The organism is Rhizobium altiplani, from assembly GCF_001542405.1.
GTDB classification, from domain to species: domain Bacteria; phylum Pseudomonadota; class Alphaproteobacteria; order Rhizobiales; family Rhizobiaceae; genus Rhizobium; species Rhizobium altiplani.
The window spans coordinates 1-18,550 of sequence record NZ_LNCD01000070.1 but is presented as its reverse complement, the minus strand read 5'-3'; the positions used below and the strand labels follow the sequence as shown (position 1 = coordinate 18,550).

Annotated in this window: 14 protein-coding genes; 11 read left to right on the top strand and 3 right to left on the bottom strand. The window is 61.0% G+C overall.

The window, feature by feature from the left end; all coding sequences use genetic code 11:
* Positions 1 to 108: 108 nt before the first annotated feature.
* From AS026_RS15155 to AS026_RS15145, 3 genes are all read left to right on the top strand, one after another.
* Complete coding sequence (locus tag AS026_RS15155; RefSeq protein ID WP_025662365.1) at positions 109 to 1,032, top strand: alpha/beta hydrolase family protein; 924 nt, start codon at positions 109 to 111, stop codon at positions 1,030 to 1,032.
* A 109-nt stretch (positions 1,033 to 1,141) separates the two neighbouring features.
* Positions 1,142 to 1,972, top strand: coding sequence for a L,D-transpeptidase (locus AS026_RS15150; protein ID WP_062370435.1), 831 nt, complete (start codon positions 1,142 to 1,144; stop codon positions 1,970 to 1,972).
* A gap of 167 nt (positions 1,973 to 2,139) precedes the next feature.
* Positions 2,140 to 2,868, top strand: coding sequence for a L,D-transpeptidase family protein (locus tag AS026_RS15145; protein ID WP_029867486.1), 729 nt, complete (start codon positions 2,140 to 2,142; stop codon positions 2,866 to 2,868).
* Between the two features lie 37 nt (positions 2,869 to 2,905).
* Here the strand turns inward: AS026_RS15145 and AS026_RS15140 are convergent, their stop codons facing one another.
* The gene (locus AS026_RS15140) at positions 2,906 to 3,619 is read right to left on the bottom strand and encodes a DUF1194 domain-containing protein (protein ID WP_062370433.1); all 714 of its coding nucleotides are present in this window, start codon (positions 3,617 to 3,619) and stop codon (positions 2,906 to 2,908) included.
* Between the two features lie 113 nt (positions 3,620 to 3,732).
* Between AS026_RS15140 and AS026_RS15135 the strand changes: the two genes are divergently transcribed.
* On the top strand, positions 3,733 to 5,655 hold the full coding sequence (locus tag AS026_RS15135) for a BTAD domain-containing putative transcriptional regulator (RefSeq protein WP_062370431.1): 1,923 nt from the start codon (positions 3,733 to 3,735) through the stop codon (positions 5,653 to 5,655).
* A gap of 34 nt (positions 5,656 to 5,689) precedes the next feature.
* Here AS026_RS15135 and AS026_RS15130 read toward each other — a convergent pair whose 3' ends face one another.
* Entirely contained in the window at positions 5,690 to 6,157 is a 468-nt protein-coding gene (locus AS026_RS15130) for a MarR family winged helix-turn-helix transcriptional regulator (RefSeq protein ID WP_018859622.1), read from the bottom strand.
* A gap of 123 nt (positions 6,158 to 6,280) precedes the next feature.
* Between AS026_RS15130 and AS026_RS15125 the strand changes: the two genes are divergently transcribed.
* The 3 genes from AS026_RS15125 (at position 6,281) to AS026_RS15115 (ending at position 7,889) form a co-directional block, all read left to right on the top strand.
* Positions 6,281 to 6,703 carry an organic hydroperoxide resistance protein gene (locus AS026_RS15125; RefSeq protein ID WP_062370429.1) on the top strand — a complete coding sequence of 141 codons (423 nt, stop codon included), beginning with the start codon at positions 6,281 to 6,283 and terminating at the stop codon, positions 6,701 to 6,703.
* A gap of 87 nt (positions 6,704 to 6,790) precedes the next feature.
* Complete coding sequence (locus AS026_RS15120) at positions 6,791 to 7,174, top strand: MbcA/ParS/Xre antitoxin family protein (protein WP_062370427.1); 384 nt, start codon at positions 6,791 to 6,793, stop codon at positions 7,172 to 7,174.
* Complete coding sequence (locus tag AS026_RS15115; protein WP_062370425.1) at positions 7,134 to 7,889, top strand: RES family NAD+ phosphorylase; 756 nt, start codon at positions 7,134 to 7,136, stop codon at positions 7,887 to 7,889. Before AS026_RS15120 ends, AS026_RS15115 begins: the two co-directional genes overlap by 41 nt.
* Before the next feature lie 23 nt (positions 7,890 to 7,912).
* Here the strand turns inward: AS026_RS15115 and AS026_RS15110 are convergent, their stop codons facing one another.
* Positions 7,913 to 8,359 carry a MarR family winged helix-turn-helix transcriptional regulator gene (locus tag AS026_RS15110; RefSeq protein ID WP_062370423.1) on the bottom strand — a complete coding sequence of 149 codons (447 nt, stop codon included), beginning with the start codon at positions 8,357 to 8,359 and terminating at the stop codon, positions 7,913 to 7,915.
* Positions 8,360 to 8,448: 89 nt separating this feature from the next.
* Between AS026_RS15110 and AS026_RS15105 the strand changes: the two genes are divergently transcribed.
* From AS026_RS15105 to AS026_RS15090, 4 genes are all read left to right on the top strand, one after another.
* Complete coding sequence (locus AS026_RS15105; protein ID WP_062370421.1) at positions 8,449 to 9,177, top strand: DUF899 domain-containing protein; 729 nt, start codon at positions 8,449 to 8,451, stop codon at positions 9,175 to 9,177.
* 33 nt (positions 9,178 to 9,210) lie between these two features.
* Positions 9,211 to 9,678, top strand: coding sequence for a DUF1579 domain-containing protein (locus AS026_RS15100; protein ID WP_062370418.1), 468 nt, complete (start codon positions 9,211 to 9,213; stop codon positions 9,676 to 9,678).
* A 59-nt stretch (positions 9,679 to 9,737) separates the two neighbouring features.
* Positions 9,738 to 10,517, top strand: a complete 780-nt coding sequence (locus AS026_RS15095; RefSeq protein WP_062370557.1) for a VOC family protein — start codon at positions 9,738 to 9,740, stop codon at positions 10,515 to 10,517.
* 336 nt (positions 10,518 to 10,853) lie between these two features.
* A partial coding sequence (locus AS026_RS15090) for a DUF5801 repeats-in-toxin domain-containing protein (protein WP_131815322.1) occupies positions 10,854 to 18,550 on the top strand: 7,697 nt, incomplete at its 3' end.

The window sequence follows — 18,550 nt, the reverse complement described above, 5'->3', positions numbered from 1 at the left end:
TTTTCTGGCGCAAAACGCCGCAGGGACACCGTTTTCAACACAACGTGTGTTGGCGGTCGCGCGCTTCCGGTGCAATTTTCGAATCGCCGGGAACCATGGAAGTGTGAAATGACGTCAGACGAAGGCAATTCTTTTCTCCGACAGCGCCGCACGGTTCTTGCAGGCCTGGCTGGAGCCCTCCTGCTCCCGCGCATCGCAAGCGCATTCGAGGTTCCGGAGGTGCCAAGGCTGATCGATCACGATTACGCCAAGGTCCGCAAGCGCTTCCATACCAAGCTCTTGCAGAAGGGGCCGGCTCCCGACAAGTACGAACCGCTCGACGCTCCGCCGGAAGGTGAGAAGATCTTCTATCGTTCGGGTTACGGCGGCGAATTGGAGTTGGTCGCCTGGGTTTCCAGATACAAGCGCGGCAGCAAGCCGAAGCCGGGCGTGCTGTTCCTGCATGGCGGCAACGCGATGGGGCTTGGGCATTGGGTCCTGCTCAAGGCCTATGTCGATGCCGGATTCGTGGTGATGATGCCGTCGCTGCGCGGCGAGAACGGCCAGATGGGCAATTTCTCGGGCTTCTACGACGAGGTCGACGACGTGCTCTCGGCCGCCGACCGGCTGCAACACCTTCCGGGCGTCGATGCCGATCGCCTGTTCATTGCCGGCCACAGTGTCGGCGGCACGCTGACCATGCTTGCGGCGATGAGCAGCCACAAGTTCCGTGCGGCGGCACCGATCTCCGGCAATCCGGATGCCTTCCGTTTCTTCAATCGCTACCCGCAGGACATTCGCTTCGACGACAGCAACGCCCACGAGTTCGAAGTCCGCAGCGCGCTCTGCTATGCCAAGAGCTTCAAGTGCCCCGTCCGCGTCGTTCACGGTACCGAAGAGGCGCATTTCAATGACCGCGCCGGTCTGCTTGCAAGCCGTGCCCGCTCCGGCGGGGTCCGCATCGAAACGGATACGGTGACCGGCAACCATACGTCGGCGCTGCCGGCGGAGATCGAGCAGAGCATACGGTTCTTCCACGGCGTCGCGGCCTGATCGTGGTCTGACATCGATGAGAGGCTGACCGGGTGACCAGCCTCGCGCCAGCCGCAGGTGTCATCCTCGCCGCAGCTATACGTCTCGCTGTTGTCGATGAGGGTGTTTTATGACTGTTCTCAGCCGGGTGTCGCCATTTGCCGGGCTTGCGGCCGCTGCTCTTTGCCTGAGCGGCTGCAACATCCTTGTCCCGGATACCGGTGCCACCGATCCCGCCCGCTTCGTGCAGGAAACGTCGCCCGTTTTCTATAATGGTGTGGATCCGATGCGCGTCAAGCCGCTGGATACTCCGGTCCCGCAGAGGCCGGGTGTGCCGCCGACAATCTATAACCAGACCTATGGTATCCCAGGCGCGAATTTCAGCCGGACCTACGGCCTGCCGGTCACCAATCCGGTGAATGGCGCGATGTATGGCCAGGTGCGCGATACCGACTTTACGCTGCCGGCCATACCGGTCAGCCGCATCGATCCGCAATATCTGCGGCAGGAGGTCGGCTATCCGACCAACGAGAAGCCCGGCACGATCATCGTCGACACGAAAACCAAGCACCTTTATTTCGTCGAGCCGGGCGGCAAGGCGATGCGCTACGGCGTCGGCCTCGGCCGTGAAGGCTACGCATGGTCCGGCCGCGGCGTCATCCAGTGGAAGCAGAAGTGGCCGCGCTGGACGCCGCCCGCCGAAATGGTCTCGCGCCAGCCGGATGTCCGGGCCTTCTCTGCGGAGAACGGCGGAATGAATCCGGGCCTCGGCAACCCGCTCGGAGCGCGCGCGCTTTACATCTTCAAGGACGGGCAGGATACACTCTACCGCATCCACGGCACGCCGGATTGGCAGTCGGTCGGAAAGGCCACGTCGTCGGGATGCGTGCGCATGCTGAACCAGGATGTGGTCGACCTTTATGACCGCGTTCCGGCAAAGGCCGAAATCGTCGTGATGTAGTCGCGCAACAGCTCTGGTGATATCGTCTCGCGGCAGACGGACACGACTTCGTGAGGTGGTGGTTTATTTAACGTATGGCGATAGATTTCTTGTCTTGTCACCGGCGTTGAGCCACCTTCCGCGAAGGGCGTCCGTCCTTCCGGCGCAACAGGAAACCAGACCCGCGTATGAGCTTCGAAAAAACCCTTTCCCGCCGCAGCTTCCTTTCCTTCTCGGCAGTGACCGCAGCTTCGGCGCTGACGGGGTGTGCATCCACGGCTGGACCGCCGCCCTATGCCACGGCTCAGCCGGTCGTCATGCGCAGTCCGGTCAACATGTTCCAGGCACCGCAGACGCCAGGTGACGCCGAGCTGGCGGTCATGTATGGCCCGATCGAGGACGGCGGCTTTCTCATTCCGGCCGTGCCCTACCAGCAGATCGATCCGCGCTTCTACCGTCAGCAGGTGGTTGATCCGACCGGTCAGGCGCCCGGCACGATCGTCGTCGATACACCCTCGCGCTTCCTCTATCTTGTTCAGCCGGGCGGCACCGCCATGCGCTATGGCGTCGGCATCGGCCGCGAAGGGTTCGCCTGGCAGGGTTCCGGCGTCATCCAGTGGCGTCAAAGATGGCCGCGTTGGAAGCCGCCGAATGAGATGGTCGCGCGTCAGCCCGAACTCGCCAAGTATTCGATCGAGAACGGTGGCATGGAGCCGGGCTTGAAGAACCCGCTTGGCGCGCGGGCGCTCTATATCTTCTCGAATGGCGAAGACACGCTCTACCGCCTGCATGGTAATCCGGAATGGCGCTCCATCGGCAAGGCCGTTTCATCCGGCTGCGTGCGCCTCCTGAACCAGGACATTATCGATCTCTATGACCGCGTGCCGAACAAGGCTCCGGTGGTGGTTCTGCAGTGATCCAAGAGGGTGCGGCCGGCTGATTGGCTGGTCGCATTCACTGCCGGTGCTCGGCGACCTGAACTTCTGTAGGCGGTGACAATTCCCTGATAAGCTTCTTGCGGATCGCCGTCGCATAATCAGCAAAGCTCCTGATTTCCATCACGAAGGCATCCTCGCCGAGGATGACGCGCGTCTCGTAGTAGTCGGGAAGATCGGGTTCCTCGTCGGAAATGACCAGTCCATTGACGGTCGTCCCCATCTTCATGGCGCGCTGTCGCGCCTGATAGAGCGACGGCGTCTGTCGTCGTTTCGGCGCAACCGTCTCCTTGCCGTCGCCGGAGACGTTGATGATGGTCTTGACGGCGCAGAAGCGGGAATCGGCGAGCATATCGAGGGCGGACCACATGCCGTTGCCGATGTCGGTGTTGCCGAACACCCTGCGCTGGTTGGCGTCGATCGCGGCCGCGAAGGCTTCGGCACCGTTCCCGTTGTGTATGACGAACCAATCCAGTTTTTGGGTGGAGAATTCACCATCTCCCCAGAAGACTGCGGATACCGCAACGTTGCCAGCACTTCTCAAGATGGCCAGGACGTCGTTGTCTCGGAAGGCAGTGGCGATCGCGGACTTCTGAAAAGCATATTCTTCGTCGGTGATGCTACCGGATCCGTCGACGGCCACAACCAGCGCGATATCCGCGCAGGCCAAGGATGGAGACGCGGGCAGTATCAAAACCGCAGCCGCGGCCATACCAATCAGCATCTTGAGCATTTCCGCATCCCTCGTTCGCCCATAGCCCAAAATTGACTATGACAAGCGGTCGCTTTCCTGCTGTTATACCGCTGTTATTTGGTCATGCTAAATTAGAAGTTGAGATAGTAGCGATGCGGTTCATGCTGCGCCTGTTCGGTCGATTCCAGCTTCTCTCCCCCGCGGGCGAGAGCATTGTGATCGCTTCGCGCAAGCATCAGGCGCTGATTGCGATGCTGGCGCTGTCCAACGGCAAGCCTGTTTCGCGATCGAAACTGGCGGGCATGCTGTGGTCCGAGCGCACCGAGGAGCATGCACGCAACAGTCTCCGCCAGGCGTTCTTTGCAATCCGCCATGCGGTCAACGGCCACGGCGTGTCACCTCTCGTCTTCGACAGCGGCGCCGGCTGGATGAGAACTGATGCCATTGTCACCGACATTCAGACTCTTGCGGAAAGCGCAAAGGCGGGATCTCTGCCGTCACTGGATGCTTTTGAGGGCGAGTTTCTCGAGGGATTGAGCTTCAACGACGAGACATTGGAAACATGGCTTCGGATTGAACGCGGCCGACACCATAATTTGCTGGTCGACTGCCTTGCGGATCTAACCGAAGGTTTGGAGAGGGCGGGCAGCACGGAGCAGGCGGTTCTCGCTGCGCAATGCCTTTTGCGGCAGGATCCCTACCACGAGCCATCTCATCGAACGATCCTGCGCCATCACAAGGCCCGAGGCGAGCGCGCCCGTGCCATCAGGCATTACGAAGGCCTGAAGGCATTGCTGGAGGCCAATCTCGGTGTCGCGCCTGATCTCGAAACGCAGCAGCTCATCGATCGAATTCGCGAACAGCAGGAGCCGTCCGTGGACTTGACCAATGGCAAGCCCAGGATCGCGATCCTGCCAATCAGGAGCCTTTCACATGATGGAGACGACAGTCTCGTCGCCGAATCCCTGACGCGCAAACTGATCGGGGAACTCGGCCTGTTCTCGCCGCTCTCGGTGGTTGCCGCCGCGACGATGTTTGCCGTGAATGCGAGGCACGAGACCGTCGAGGAAATCGGCAGACGGGTCGGCGCCGACTATGTCCTGGAGACTGCGGTTCAGGGCGACGGGGAGGCCGGCTGGGCGATGGTGCAACTCGTGTTCGTGCAAAGCGGCACACAGATATGGAGCCGCAAATATCTCGACGAACGCACGAATTCCGACCTCGGGCAGGACCGGCTTGTCCGCAAGATCAGCGGCAATCTCTATCATATCGTGATGAAGCACGCGGCAGCCAGTTCGGCCACCGAGCCGGAGGGCGAGGTCGGCACGGACAAACTGTATCTGCAGGTGTTCAATCATGTCGAGCGGCCGACGTTGAAGGGGATGATCCGTGCCCGGCGTCTCTGCGAGCGGATCCTGGCCATCGATCCCAATCACGTTCTGGTCCGCGAGAGCCTCGCCTGGATACACTTCCACTCCTGTTTCAACGGCTGGCTGGACGATCCCGTAGGGGGCTTCCAGCAGGCGCGTGAAATCGTTCTGGTGGGGCTGGGCCTGGATGACCACGAACCCTATCTGCTCAGCGCCTTCGGCCTTGCTGAAGCCTACCTGGGAAGCGCCAGGGCCGGCCTGGACGCGTTGCAAAGGGCCGTCGACCTCAACCCCAACGACGCCGAATTCCACACGTGGCTCGGCATTGGACTTACCGTCGCCGGTCTGATCGGCGAGGCGCATATGGCGTTCGATCAGGCCGATCAGGTCAGTCCGGACTATCATCCGATTTTCCTGTTCCGGGGCGATGCCCATTTCGCCTCCGGGAAGTATGAGGAAGCGATCGCCTGCCTTGATCGCTTCCTGACCGTGCTGCCGGACTATCATTGGGCGCGACTCCTGCGAGCGGCGTCATACGCAGCGCTGGGCAGGGACCTGATGGCGCGGGTTGACGTGGCTTATGTGAGGGAAAGCACGCTTTTGTTGAACGGTCGGTATCTCGAGCAGCTGCTTCAGGCACGCGGCTCATCGTTCCGGCAAGATTTGTGGTTGCGGCTGGAGGCTGCGGGCTTGCCGTGGGCATGATGTCGTCTCGGCTCCGGCTTGAATGTCTTGGTGCTCAAGCCGCCGATGTCAGATTGGAGCGGAGGCCCTTCAACAGCCCTCGGATCGTCTTCATTTCCTCGAGCGTGCAGCCTGCGGCCTGGCCGATTGCGCCCATGATGGTGTCGATCTCGCTCCGCATCGCTCGGCCGTTGTCGGTCAGCGACACGATAACCTGCCGTTCATCGCGGGAATCGCGTGTGCGCTTGATCAGGCCATTCTGTTCCAGGCGCTTGAGCAATGGCGACAGCGTGCCCGAATCGAGATCGAGTTGCTCGCCGATCGCCTTGACCGGCTGCTCGGACTTCTCCCAAAGCGCCAGCATCACGAGATATTGGGGATAGGTGAGGCCGACCCTGTCAAGGATCGGCTTGTAGGCGCGGGTAAAGGCATGCGCCGTCGAATAGACAGCAAAGCAGAGCTGGTTCTCGAGCCGCTTTTCCTCTTCCGGAATTTCCATCGTCTTGGCCAGATGCGCTTTCATTGTCGTCCTTCCACGGGCTCGATTGTCCTCTTTTCGAGCTCGAAATGCAATTTGCAAAATTCACTTGCGGACAATTTAATTGTGCGATAAACAAAATCCAACCCCAACGCAAAGGAGACTGACATGCCTATCCTCTACACGACCAAAGCTTCCGCCACCGGTGGCCGCGCAGGTCGCGCCGTTTCCGAAAACGGCGTTCTCGATGTGACGCTGACGGTTCCGAAGGAACTCGGCGGCGATGGCGCGACCGGCACCAACCCTGAACAGCTCTTTGCAGCCGGTTATTCGGCCTGCTTTCTCGGTGCGCTGAAATTTGTCGCCGGCAAGGAAAAGGTCAAGATTCCTGAGGACACCACGGTCAGCGCCACGGTCGGCATCGGCCCGCGTGACGACGGCACGGGTTTCGGCATTGAAGTTGCCCTGACGGTGAACATTCCCGGCCTCGACAAGCCGACCGCCGAAAAGCTTGCCGCTGCGGCCCACATCGTGTGCCCCTATAGCCATGCAATGCGCACATCGACGGAGGTTCCGGTTGCCGTTGTTTGATCAATGCGAAAGGGAGCGCCGCGCATCGCGGCGCTCTTTTCATATGAAATTTAGATGCTATATTCTTTCCTGTGAAAGGAGTATGGCATGGCTGTAGCACATCCGCTCTCCGGCGCCCGGGCTCCCGAGGCGGCCGTGATCACCAAGGCCGCCGTCAATGCCGCTGGTCGTCTCGGCCTCAACGCCAGAACGCTTTCGGCGGTGCTCGGCGTTTCCGAGGCGACTGTCTCGCGCATGAAGCGGCAGGATTATCTGCTTGAGCGCGGCTCGAAGTCCTTTGAGCTCGCGGTCCTGCTGGTCCGTCTGTTTCGTTCGCTCGACGCGATTGTCGGCGGCGACGAGACCGTTGCCCGGCAATGGCTGCGCAACGCCAACACGGCGCTCGGCGCCACGCCGCTCGAAAAGATCGTCAGCATTTCGGGATTGACCGATGTCCTTGCCTATCTGGACGCCCGCCGCGCTATCGTCTGAGACGCGGGCGATCTCGGGCAGGTTCTGGCGTCTGGTCGAGGCGCAGCACCAGATTTCGACGCTGAAGCTCGTCGATACGCTCGATGAGCAGGCGCTGCTCGAAGCCTTGCTCGAAGAAAGCAAGCCGGCGCTGCCGCCGGAATGCATCGGGCTGGACTACTTGCTGGCGACCCCGTTCCGCTATGGCGCCGTCTATCCGCATGGGTCGCGTTTCCGCCGGGCAGGGCGCACGCTGGGCGTCTTCTATGCGTCCGAGGGGGTAGAAACCGCGCTTGCCGAAATGGCGTTCTACCGACTGCTGTTTTATTCGGAGTCGCCCGCGACATCGCTTCCTGTCAATGCCGCCGAGTACACGGCTTTTTCCGCGGCCATCGCGACCGCATCGGCAATCGACCTGACGCGCGCGCCTCTCGATGCCGATCGGGCGATATGGACGGATCCTCAGAATTATGCGCCCTGTCAGGCCCTGGCCGACGCTGCTCGCGAGGCGGGTTGCCAGGCAATCCTCTACGAATCCGTGCGCGATCCGCAACGCCGCCGTAATATCGCGCTCTTGACGGCAGCGGCATTTGCCGCCCGCGAGCCTGTCGAGCGTCAGACCTGGAGGATCCGACTTTCGGGTATTGGCGTCCAGGCGCTCTGCGATTTCCCGAAAGTCAGAATTGGATTCTCGGTGGAGGATTTCGCCAGCGACCCGCGCATGGCGCGCGACTGACGATGTCGCAGGCGGCCCGAGCTTCAGGCGAGCGCCTGCAGGTCGCGCCGCAACCTTCCCATGTCACCGTCCGGAAGGGCTTCCTCGAGGCTGGCGTGGGTGCTTTCCCAGATCGGCACTGCGGCCGCGAGCACGGCCTTTCCCTCCGGCGTCAGGCTTAGCAGGCGCCGGCGCTTGTCTTTCGCATTCTGCGTTACATTTACCCAACCACGGCGCTGCAACGGCTTGAGTGCAGCCGTCAATGTCGTCTGGTCCATCGCAAGCAGGGTTGCGACCGGTCCCATAGGCGGCGGTTCCGGGCGGTTCAGCGACGTCATCAGCGAGAACTGGCCGTTGGTGAGCCCGACAGGGCGAAGGGCATCGTCGAACAGGCGCGCCAGCGCGCGCGCCGCCCGTTGCACATGCAGGCAGAGGCACGTGTCACGTACGAGAAGCGTCGTCGAAAAAGGAATCTCTACCGCGTTTGACATGCTCAATTTCTATTGATATCAATGTAATTAGTCAAGGAAAAGGAGCATGGACCGCCACGTCTCGATCGCGCCGGAGGAGGGCGCACGTGATGCAGAACCAAGTCGTTTCCCGTGAAGAATGGCTGGAAGCCCGCCGCGCGCTGCTTCTCAAGGAGAAGGAAGCAACGCATCTGAGAGACAGGGTCAACGCCGAGCGTATGGCTTTGCCCTGGGTCAAGGTCGAGAGGAACTATGTTTTCGATACGCCGCAGGGCAAGAAAAGCCTTGCCGAGCTTTTCGACGGCCGCAGCCAGCTCCTGATTTATCACTTCATGCTTGGGCCTGATTGGGAAGCCGGTTGCCCCGGATGCTCGTTCCTGTCCGATCATGTCGACGGAACGCTGCCGCATCTCAACAACCATGATGTCACCTGGGTCGCGGTTTCGCGCGCGCCGCTCGCAAAGATCGAGGCTTACAAGAGGCGCATGGGGTGGAAATTCCCCTGGGTCTCATCCTTCGATAACAGCTTCAACTTCGATTACCACGTGTCCTTCAGCCCGGACGATCTGGCGAAGGACAAGGTCTTCTACAACTTCGAGGCGATTGATCCGGCCAACGCCAATGACGAGCTTCCCGGTCTCAGCGTATTCTACAAGAACGACGCAGGCGAAGTCTTCCATACCTACTCGAGCTACGCCCGCGGCCTCGAAGAAGCGGTCGGCACCTTGATGATCCTCGATCGCGCGCCGAAGGGACGTAACGAAGACGCGACCATGGATTTCGTCAAGCGTCACGACGAATACGAGCCGGCCAAGAGCGCGCCGTCCTGCTGTCACTGATATCTGCGACCATCATCCCAAGGGAGAAGGACGATGCAGCAAGCAAAAGTTCTGAAGGAGCACGAGTTCCTGGAAGACCTCGTTGGCGTATGGGACGTGACGGCACCCGAGATGACCGGACAGGAACCGTGGACGGAGATCGTGCGGTCGCTTCATGGCATCTGGTTCGTCGCCGAAGGCTCCGGCACCATGCCGGGCGGTAGCGCGGCAACGACGGTACTCACTCTCGGCTACAGCGCCGACAAGGGAAAATACGTCGGCACCTGGATCGGCACGATGATGGATCACATGTGGGTCTACGAAGGCGAGCTCTCCGACGACGGCAAGACCTTGAGCCTCTATACGACCGGCCCCGATTTCGCCGACGCAAGGAAGCTTGCCGAGTATCGCGAGCAGATCATCTTCCACGATCGCGACCACCGCACTTTCAATTCTGCTGCCAGACAGCCCGACGGTTCCTGGAAGCAGTTCATGGAAGCGCACTATACCCGCAAGCAATAGCTGCGGTCTGCGGACGGCGCTGCCGTTCGTCGAAAATCCAAACCCAAATGGAGATCACGATGTCCGAAACCCACGGCAAATTCATCTGGTGCGAACTGATGACCCCCGATCCCAAGGCCGCCGCCGAATTCTACGGCAAGGTTGTCGGGTGGACGACAAGTGACATGACGATCCAGGACCTACCGCCCTATACGATCTTCGAAGCGAATGGCGCAGGCGTCGCCGGCCTGATGGACTTTCCCGCCGAGCTGGAAGGGAAAGGCATTCCGCCGAACTGGACGGGCTATGTCGCGGTCGATGATGTCGACAAGTCGGCGAAGGACTTTGCCGCCAACGGTGGCTCGGTTCGTCGCGAGCCGGCGGATATTCCGACGGTCGGACGCTTTGCCGTCGTTGCCGATCCGCATGGGGCGGTCATCTGCATCATGACGCCGCTGCCAAGGGACAATCCGTCGCCGCCGCCGCCGATGGGTACGCCCGGCCATATCGGCTGGCACGAGCTCTATGCTGGCAACGGTGCCGAAGCCTTCGCATTCTACTCGAAGGTCTTCGGCTGGACGAAGGATCATGACTTCGACATGGGGGAGATGGGCGCCTATACCATCTTCGCGGAGCACGGCACGCAAATTGGCGGCATGATGACCAAGCCGCCGACCGTTCCCATGCCGGCATGGGCCTATTATTTCAATGTGCCGGCCATCGATTCGGCTATCGAACGCGTCAAGGCGGGTGGCGGCACGGTGCTGAACGGCCCGATGGAAGTGCCCGGCGGCAGCTGGATCATCCAGGCGGCCGATCCTCAGGGTTCATTCTTCTGCCTCGTCGCGCCCGCTCGATAAGCGCGCTAAACGACGATTTTCAACTCAGCGCGAGATGGCCGGACGCCGTCTCGCGCTGAACTGTTTGAGGGGTCCAGGAGGTCTAGCGGAAAGCGCTGATGGCAGCGTGAGCGTAGAATCGAGGAAGCCGGGATACGCGGCCGGAGCGCGTTTGTACTTCATTAATTTTATTAGAATTTTAGCGTTTCCGGCGAGGTTCGGGGCCGCCGCGTTAACTCTTCCTAAAACATTTTTGGGTGGAAGCATAACCGGCTATGCCTGAAGCGGCTGCAAGTATTGATTTTGGCTCTTCCGCGTAATTGATTGGCCCCAGTTTCTCATTGGGGTTGTTTTGTTATGTCTATCGAAGATCCGCGCATTTCCGCTACTGCAAGCGAAAACGTCTCGCACGACTTCCGCCAGGACATTCATGAAGACGCAAGTATTGAGACTTCCGCTCGTCAGGGCGTTGAGGTCGCGCAGGCCGATAATAACCAGCAGCCGGAGAAGACCGACCGCGTGCCGGCGGCTCCCCAGACGGCAGCTGCCAGCGCCCATCCGGCCGAAATCGTTCCGGATCAGAACAACGTCGCCCACCTGCCGGCTGACGTATCGATCGACGACATCCGCGTCGAAGGCAACAATCTCGTGCTCATCCAAGCAGACGGCACGGAGATCGTCATCGTCAACGGCGCCCTGCACGTGCCGACCTTCCTGCTCGGCGAAGTCGAGCTGCCGCAGCAGGCCGTGATCGCTGCCCTCGAGCAGAACAACATCAACGTTGCGGCGGGTCCCGACGGCTCCTATTCGGCCCATTCCGGCTCCCCAAGCTCGGGCGGCAACTTCGACACGATCCAGCAGCCTCCCCATCTGCCACCGCTGATAGCGGACCTCCTGCAGAACACGGACCAGCCGGATGGTCAGCCCGGCCGCCTCTTCGGCGGAGTCGGCAGGCACGGCCAAGATGCAACCCCACCGACATCGCCAGCGGTCCCGGACGGTTCGCCGACAGTCAGCCTGCACGTCATCAACCTCGGCAACCTTGCCGCGACGCTCGTACTCGATGAATCGGCAGGCATCCAGACCAGCCCGGACAACGATACGGCGCTCTCCGATGTTGCGGACCGGTTCAAAGGTGTTAGCAATCAAGGCTCCGATGGGCATATGAACGGGGCGCAATACGCGACCGCCGGCCTCCTGCAGGCCGATATCCAGTTCGGCATCAATGGTCCTGCCGCCACGAACGCGGTCCAGTGGTCGCTCGAACTCGGCTCCGGCAACAATCACGATTCCGGCCTCAAGACCACGGGCGGCCACGAAATCTACTTCTTCGAGGAAAATGGCCTAATTGTCGGTCGTTATGACGCCGAGAACGGCGAGGTCACCAGTGCTGATTCCGCCGCATTCGCCCTTGCGATCGATCCAGTCACTGGCCAGCTGTCGATGGTCCAGTATGTCTCGATCTACAACGCCGATAGCAACTCACAAGACGAGATCGACTTCATCAAGTCCGGCCAGGTCCTCGCCAAGGTCACGGTCAGTGATTTCGACGGCGACAAAGTCGACGCAACCGTTGATATCGGCGACAAAATTGGCTTCAGCGACGATGGCCCAATTCTGATCTCGGTCCCGGCACTGGCCGGCGACTATTCGGGCTCATTCTTCTTCGACGGCTTCACCTCCAACGGCAATGCCTGGAACGAGAACAGCGGCGTCAACAGCACCGGTGTCTCGGGCAACTGGCATATCGCCTGGGCGGACGGTTCCGAGGGTACCCCGCAGCTTGAGCGCGTCGGCGACGGCTATCTCGGCATGCATTCCTCGACGAACGGATACATGATCGACCTCGACGCATCGCCGGGCGATGTAGCGGTCTCGCAGGTGCTCAAACTGGCAGAGGGCGAAAGCTACACCCTCACATTCGAGGCCGGCGCGGCACAGGCGGGCAGCAAGCACCTGGTCGTCACCTTCGGCGGCGTCGTCGTGCTCGAAATCGACCCGCCCGCACAGATGACGACTTATAGCATCTCCATTGTCGGCGGCGCCGGCAATGCATCGAACACGCTGGAATTCAAGGAAACCGGGCACGCCGACTACTACGGCACGTTCCTCGCCAATGTGTCGGTGACCGGCAACAGTGCCATCCTTGACGACGAGGACGTCGGCAAAGCTGGCAACCAGGGCGGCACAGGTGACGACGGTCACGGGGCCACCGCGTTCGGCACGATCGATTTCGACGCGGGCTCGGATGGGCTCGGCCATATCCAAATCACCGGCCTGGAATCCGTCGCCGGCCTCGGCAACGCTGAGCTTTCGGTCATGTACATTGACGACACCGGCAAGGGTACAGCAGAGGCACTGGGCGAAGGGGTCTGGACGCCGAATGGGCAGGGCGGCTCCATGACTTGGAGCAGCCTGCACGTCCAAAACGCGATCGTCGTCACGGTCAATGCGGACGGCACCTACTCGGTTACGCTCAACGCCGCCCTCGCTCACCCCGCAACCGGCACCGAGGACAATCTCGTACTGAACTTCGGCTTCGACATCTATGACGGCGACGGCGACCACGTATCCGGGAAGATCAGCGTCAATGTCGATGACGACAGCCCGAGCATCAACCAGCAGGCACTTCAGAGCGCCACGGTCGCCGAAGACGACATCAAGACGTCGTTCTCGCAGGGTACGAGCCCGAACGACGGCAACGCGGACGGCTCCTATACCGGCAATGCCTCTAACAATCTGCCAGGCCCCGCGACAGTCAGCGGCTCGATCGCGAACGTCGTGAACTTTGGCAATGACGGCAAGGGCGGTTTTTCCTTCACCGGCGACTTAAGCAGCCTCGGTGCGCTGTCCTCGCATGGCGACGCGCTGAGTTACACCGTCGCGAACGGCGTCCTCACCGCGACGGCGGGCGAGAGTGAGGGGGCGCGCGTCGTCTTCACGCTGACCCTGTCGAATGACGGCGACTACACCTTCAAGCTCTTCGATCAGCTCGACCATGGCACCGACGCCACCAATGGGAGCCTGTCCATCGACTTCGGCGGCCTGATCCAGGCGACCGATGGCGATGGCGACAGCATTCCGCTGACCGGCGGCCTGAAAATCGCCATCACCGACGACGCGCCGACTACGGCCGGTCGCGCCCATGTCTCGGGTACGGTCGAGGAAGAGCAGCTCAACGGCAATGAGGATACCAGTGGCGGCTCGGGCTCGGCCACGGACGACGACATCAGCCACCACGGCCATTTCCACGACAATACCACCGCGGTCGTCAGCGGCAGCGGCGCGAATTCGCTCGCCACCTTGGTCAACACCGGCGCCGACGAAGGCGGGCATTTCTCGTTCAACTCGGAGCTGGTCGGCAACGCCATCGAGACCGACGGCGGCGCGAGCGTGAAGTCGGGCGGCAGCCTCGTTTCGGTAACCTCGGTCGCGGAGGGCGCCGACGCCAACGGCCACTATCAGACCATCACGGCCGGGACCACTGGCGAAGGCGCGCATGACGTCTTCACTCTCACCGTCTATGACAACGGCAGCTGGAAATTCGAACTCAAGGATAATCTCGACCACAGCTACGGCAACAATGGCGAGGGCGTGCTGAAGCTCGACCTGTCAAGCCTGGTCCAGTACACCGATTTCGACAACGACAGCGTAACGTTGGACGCCAAGAGCTTCCTCGTCAGCGTCATCGACGACGTGCCGGTGGCGGCGATCTCTGCCTCCGCGTCGAAGGCACCGACCCTTGAGACGCAGGATCACGACACGATCGGGAGCGGGGTCGGCGGTACCGACACGGCGAGCGCCGATTTCTCCGGGGCGTTCAAGATCACCTCTTCCTATGGCGCGGACGGCGCCGGTACTACAAACACCACCTATGCGCTCAGCCTCAGCGGCAATTCGCATCATGATGACCATGACGATTGGGATCGTGGCGGCTTCGGCGACCGCGTCGACTCCGGGCTCGAAAGCAACGACCATGCGATCTATTTCTACGAGATCAATGGTGTAATTGTTGGCTCAACCGCCTCCTCGTCCCACAGCGTCGGGCAGGGCAACACCATCTTCACAATCTCCGTGGACGGTACTGGCAAGGTCACGCTGACCCAGTACGACGCAATCGATCATGTCGGCAACGGCAATGGCTCGGTCATCTCGCTCGACGAGGGCCTCGTCAAGCTGACGGCGACCGTGACGATCACCGACCATGATGGCGACAAGGCGACCGATAGCGCTTCGATCGATCTCGGCTGCAATATCAGATTCGACGACGACACGCCGTCGATCACGCTGACAGCGGGCAGCGACGCCGCGCTCAACCTGACCACGCAAGACGCCGACACCATCGGAAACAATTTCGATACGGCCAGCCGGAGCTTCGCCGGCGTGTTCACCGCCGTTTCCAGCTACGGCGCGGACGGCGTTGGCAACATCGTCACCAGCTACGCGCTTTCGGTGAGCGCTCAGGGCGGATTGAGCGGCCTGTCGCATGACGACCAAGCGATCCACCTGTTTGTGAAGAACGGCGTTGTTTACGGTTCCACCGCCGGTTCGGCAAACGACATCAACGTTGGCAACACGGTGTTCAAGATCGAGGTAAGCAGCGGCGGCACAGTGACGCTGACGCAGTACAGCGCCATCGATCATCTCGGCGAGGGCAATAATACGAGCATCTCGCTCGCCAACGATCTCGTCAAGCTGACGGCGACGGCGACGATCACCGACGATGACGGCGACAAGGCGAGCAGCAGCGCCTCGATCGATCTCGGCGGCAATATCAAATTCGACGACCATACGCCGTCGATCACGCTGACAGCGGGCAGCGACGCCGCGCTCACCCTGACCACACGGGACGCCGATACCATCGGCGCCAATTACGACACAGCCAGCCGGAACTTCGCCGGCGTGTTCCATTCTGTCTCCAGCTATGGCGCGGATGGCACGGGAAGCACCGTCACCAGCTACGCGCTCTCGGTGACCGGCCAGCCGGACAGCCAAAACCGCGTCGACTCCAAGCTCGATAGCCACGGGCAGACGATCTATCTCTATAAGATCGGTGACACCGTCTACGGCTCGACGGCTTCCTCGTCCGACAAGGTCGGGCAGACCAACACCATCTTCAAGATCACCGTGGACAACGTTGGTGAGGTCACGTTGACCCAGTACGACGCGATCGATCATGGCGGCAACGGCATGGTGATCTCGCTCGCCGACAATCTCGTCAAGCTTACGGCGACCGCAACGATCACCGATGGTGACAATGACAGCAAGAGCAGCAGCGCCACGGTCGATCTCGGCGGAAATATCAGCTTTGATGACCACACCCCGTCGATCACGCTGACCGCTAGTGGTGAGGCGAACGTTGTGCTGGCCACGCAGGACGCCGACACCATTGGCGCCAATTACGATACGGCTAGCCAGAGCTTCGCCGGCGTGTTCAACGCTGTTTCCAGCTACGGCGCGGACGGCGCGGGCGATCTCGCCACGAGATATGCGCTTTCGGTGACCCAGGGCGGCACCTCCGGGCTCAAGAGCGATAACCAAACTATCTATCTCTATCAGAGCAATGGAGTGATCTACGGCTCGACCGCCTCCACGTTCCAGGGTGTCGGGCAGAGCAACACCATCTTTAAGGTCACGGTGGACGATACCGGCAAGGTCACGCTGACCCAGTACGACGCTATCGATCACGGCGGCGACGGCACGGTGGTCTCGCTTGCTGACAATCTCATCAAGCTGACGGCGACGGCGACGATTATTGATTATGACGGCGACTCGAAGAGCAGCAGCGCCACGATCGAGATCGGTCGCAATATCACTTTCGCCGACGATGGTCCGAAGCTGATCGCTAGTGCGACGGTGACAGCCAAAGTCGACGAAGACGGCCTCACCTGGGCGAATGCCGATGCCAACCGCACGGGCGAGCATGCCGACACCGACACTAGCACGCCGAGCAACCGCCTGACGGCGACGGGAATCCTGTCGGCTCTGGTCAATTTCGGCGCGGACGGTCCCGGTCCCAATGGCGGCTTCGCCCTGAAGCCGGTCAGCGCGGCCGAACTTTCCGGCGTTACGTCGCATGAGCAACAGGTCTACCTGTCGTCGAATGGCTCGACGTTGACCGGTTATGTCGAGGCAGGTGGTGGCGTCGGCTATAATGCGGCGTACGACAAACCTGTCTTCACCCTGGTTCTCGGGGCGAACGGCGCCTACATCTTCACGCTGATCGCGCAGCTCGACCACGCGACGGGCAACGGCGAAAACACGCTGACCTTCGACCTTTCCAACTATGTCACCGCGACCGACGGCGACAACGACACCATCGATCTTGGACCCGGCAGCCTTCAGGTCAGCGTGCTGGACGACATTCCGGTCCTTACGACCCGCGCCTCGAACGATACGACCGAACAGGTTCTGACCGGTACGACGACCTACACCTGGACCACGACGGAAGTGGTCGCTGATACGTTCGCGTTCAAGGGCGGCAATCAGTCGGAGCGCACGCTTGTCGGTACCGGCAGCGCGGCCGGACATGACCTGCTGCTGACGGCCAAGAGCGGTGGCTATGGCGATACGGTCAACACTAGCAGCAACAATATCGGCGTCTCCAACCCGTGGATCGACGGCCCCAGCGAAGTTCTGTCCATGAACTTCGTAACCAATGCTGGGAAGAGTAATCAGGCAGCGGATCCGCATTCGTCGGCACAGTTCAAGGTTGATGTTACTGGTAACAGCAACACCGCCGCAGTCTTCATCAATGCCACCAACAACGGCAACTTTGTAGCGCTGACCTTCCTGGTCAACGGGAACGCGGTTAGCGCCGACGCGGTCTATCAGGGCAATACGCTGACTGGCTATGTGCTGGCCAAGGTTCCCGATAACGCGGTGATCAGCGTCAAGGCGGCAAATGCAAACGGCACCTTCGACGTGCTCAAGGTTAGCAATTACGATGACGTGAACTACGGCTTTAACAGGACATACCACGGCGACAAGTTTGGCATTTCCAATATTGAGACGTCTGTGACTGTGGAGGTCGAGCACTCGAAGCAAGTGCCTGTCTATACCACCGTTACCCACCATGAGACGTTGGCGGTCAGCATCGATGAAAGCGCGGGAGTTGCCGCGTCGGGTCCAAACGCCGCCGACGATACCGCCAACACCCCGCCGGCGGCGATCTACATGGCCAACGCCATCGGCTATGCCGAGTCCGCGACGAGCGTGCTTTCCGGACCGAACGCTCTGTTCACCGGCAGCGTCGGCGCTGACAAGAGCGGTACCTGGTCCTTCGCCATCACCAAGGCCGACGCCAGCGCCTTCAGCGGCGTGGATTCCGGTCTGACCACGCTGGACGGCACCTCGATCAAGATGACGACAGCCTCGGACGGAACGCTGATTGGCTACACGGGCAACAATCCGGCCGCCAACCAGATCTTCAAGGTATACGTTGATGCCGACGGTCATGTCTGGATCGCCCAGTACCAGCCGATCCATAACAACGAAGCCGGCTCCAGCCAGGCAGCCTATGACGACGTCGTAAAGGTTGTCGTCGACGGTGGCCTCCACATCCAGGCAACCCTGACCGACGCAGACGGCGACAGGACCAGCGCCGTATCGCAGGTGGATCTGACGGTCCAGTTCCAGGATGACGGTCCGGTGGCGCACGACATGGTTGCGCGGTCGGTTGTCGAAGGCTCGGTCGCCGAAGGCACGCTCGATTTCGCCCGGGGCACCGATGGCGCCACTGTCTCTCAAATCAACGGCGTCAACCTGACGTTTGGAAATGACGGTTGGTCGCAGGGCGTCACGACGGCGCAGGGAACGCTGCGGGTAACAGCTGACGGAAACTATCAGTTCACCGCGCATTCCGACACCGTCTACAAGGATGCCGGCTCGGCAAGCTTCACCTTTACGGTAAAGGATAGCGATGGCGATACCTCGACGGCGAACGTGTCGTTCAATGTCTCGAACACCACGGACGTGACGACGGTCAACCTTTCCGGCTCGTCCGTAACCGAAGGCTCAACTGCCAGCTACGTGTTCACGGCAACGCTGACGAA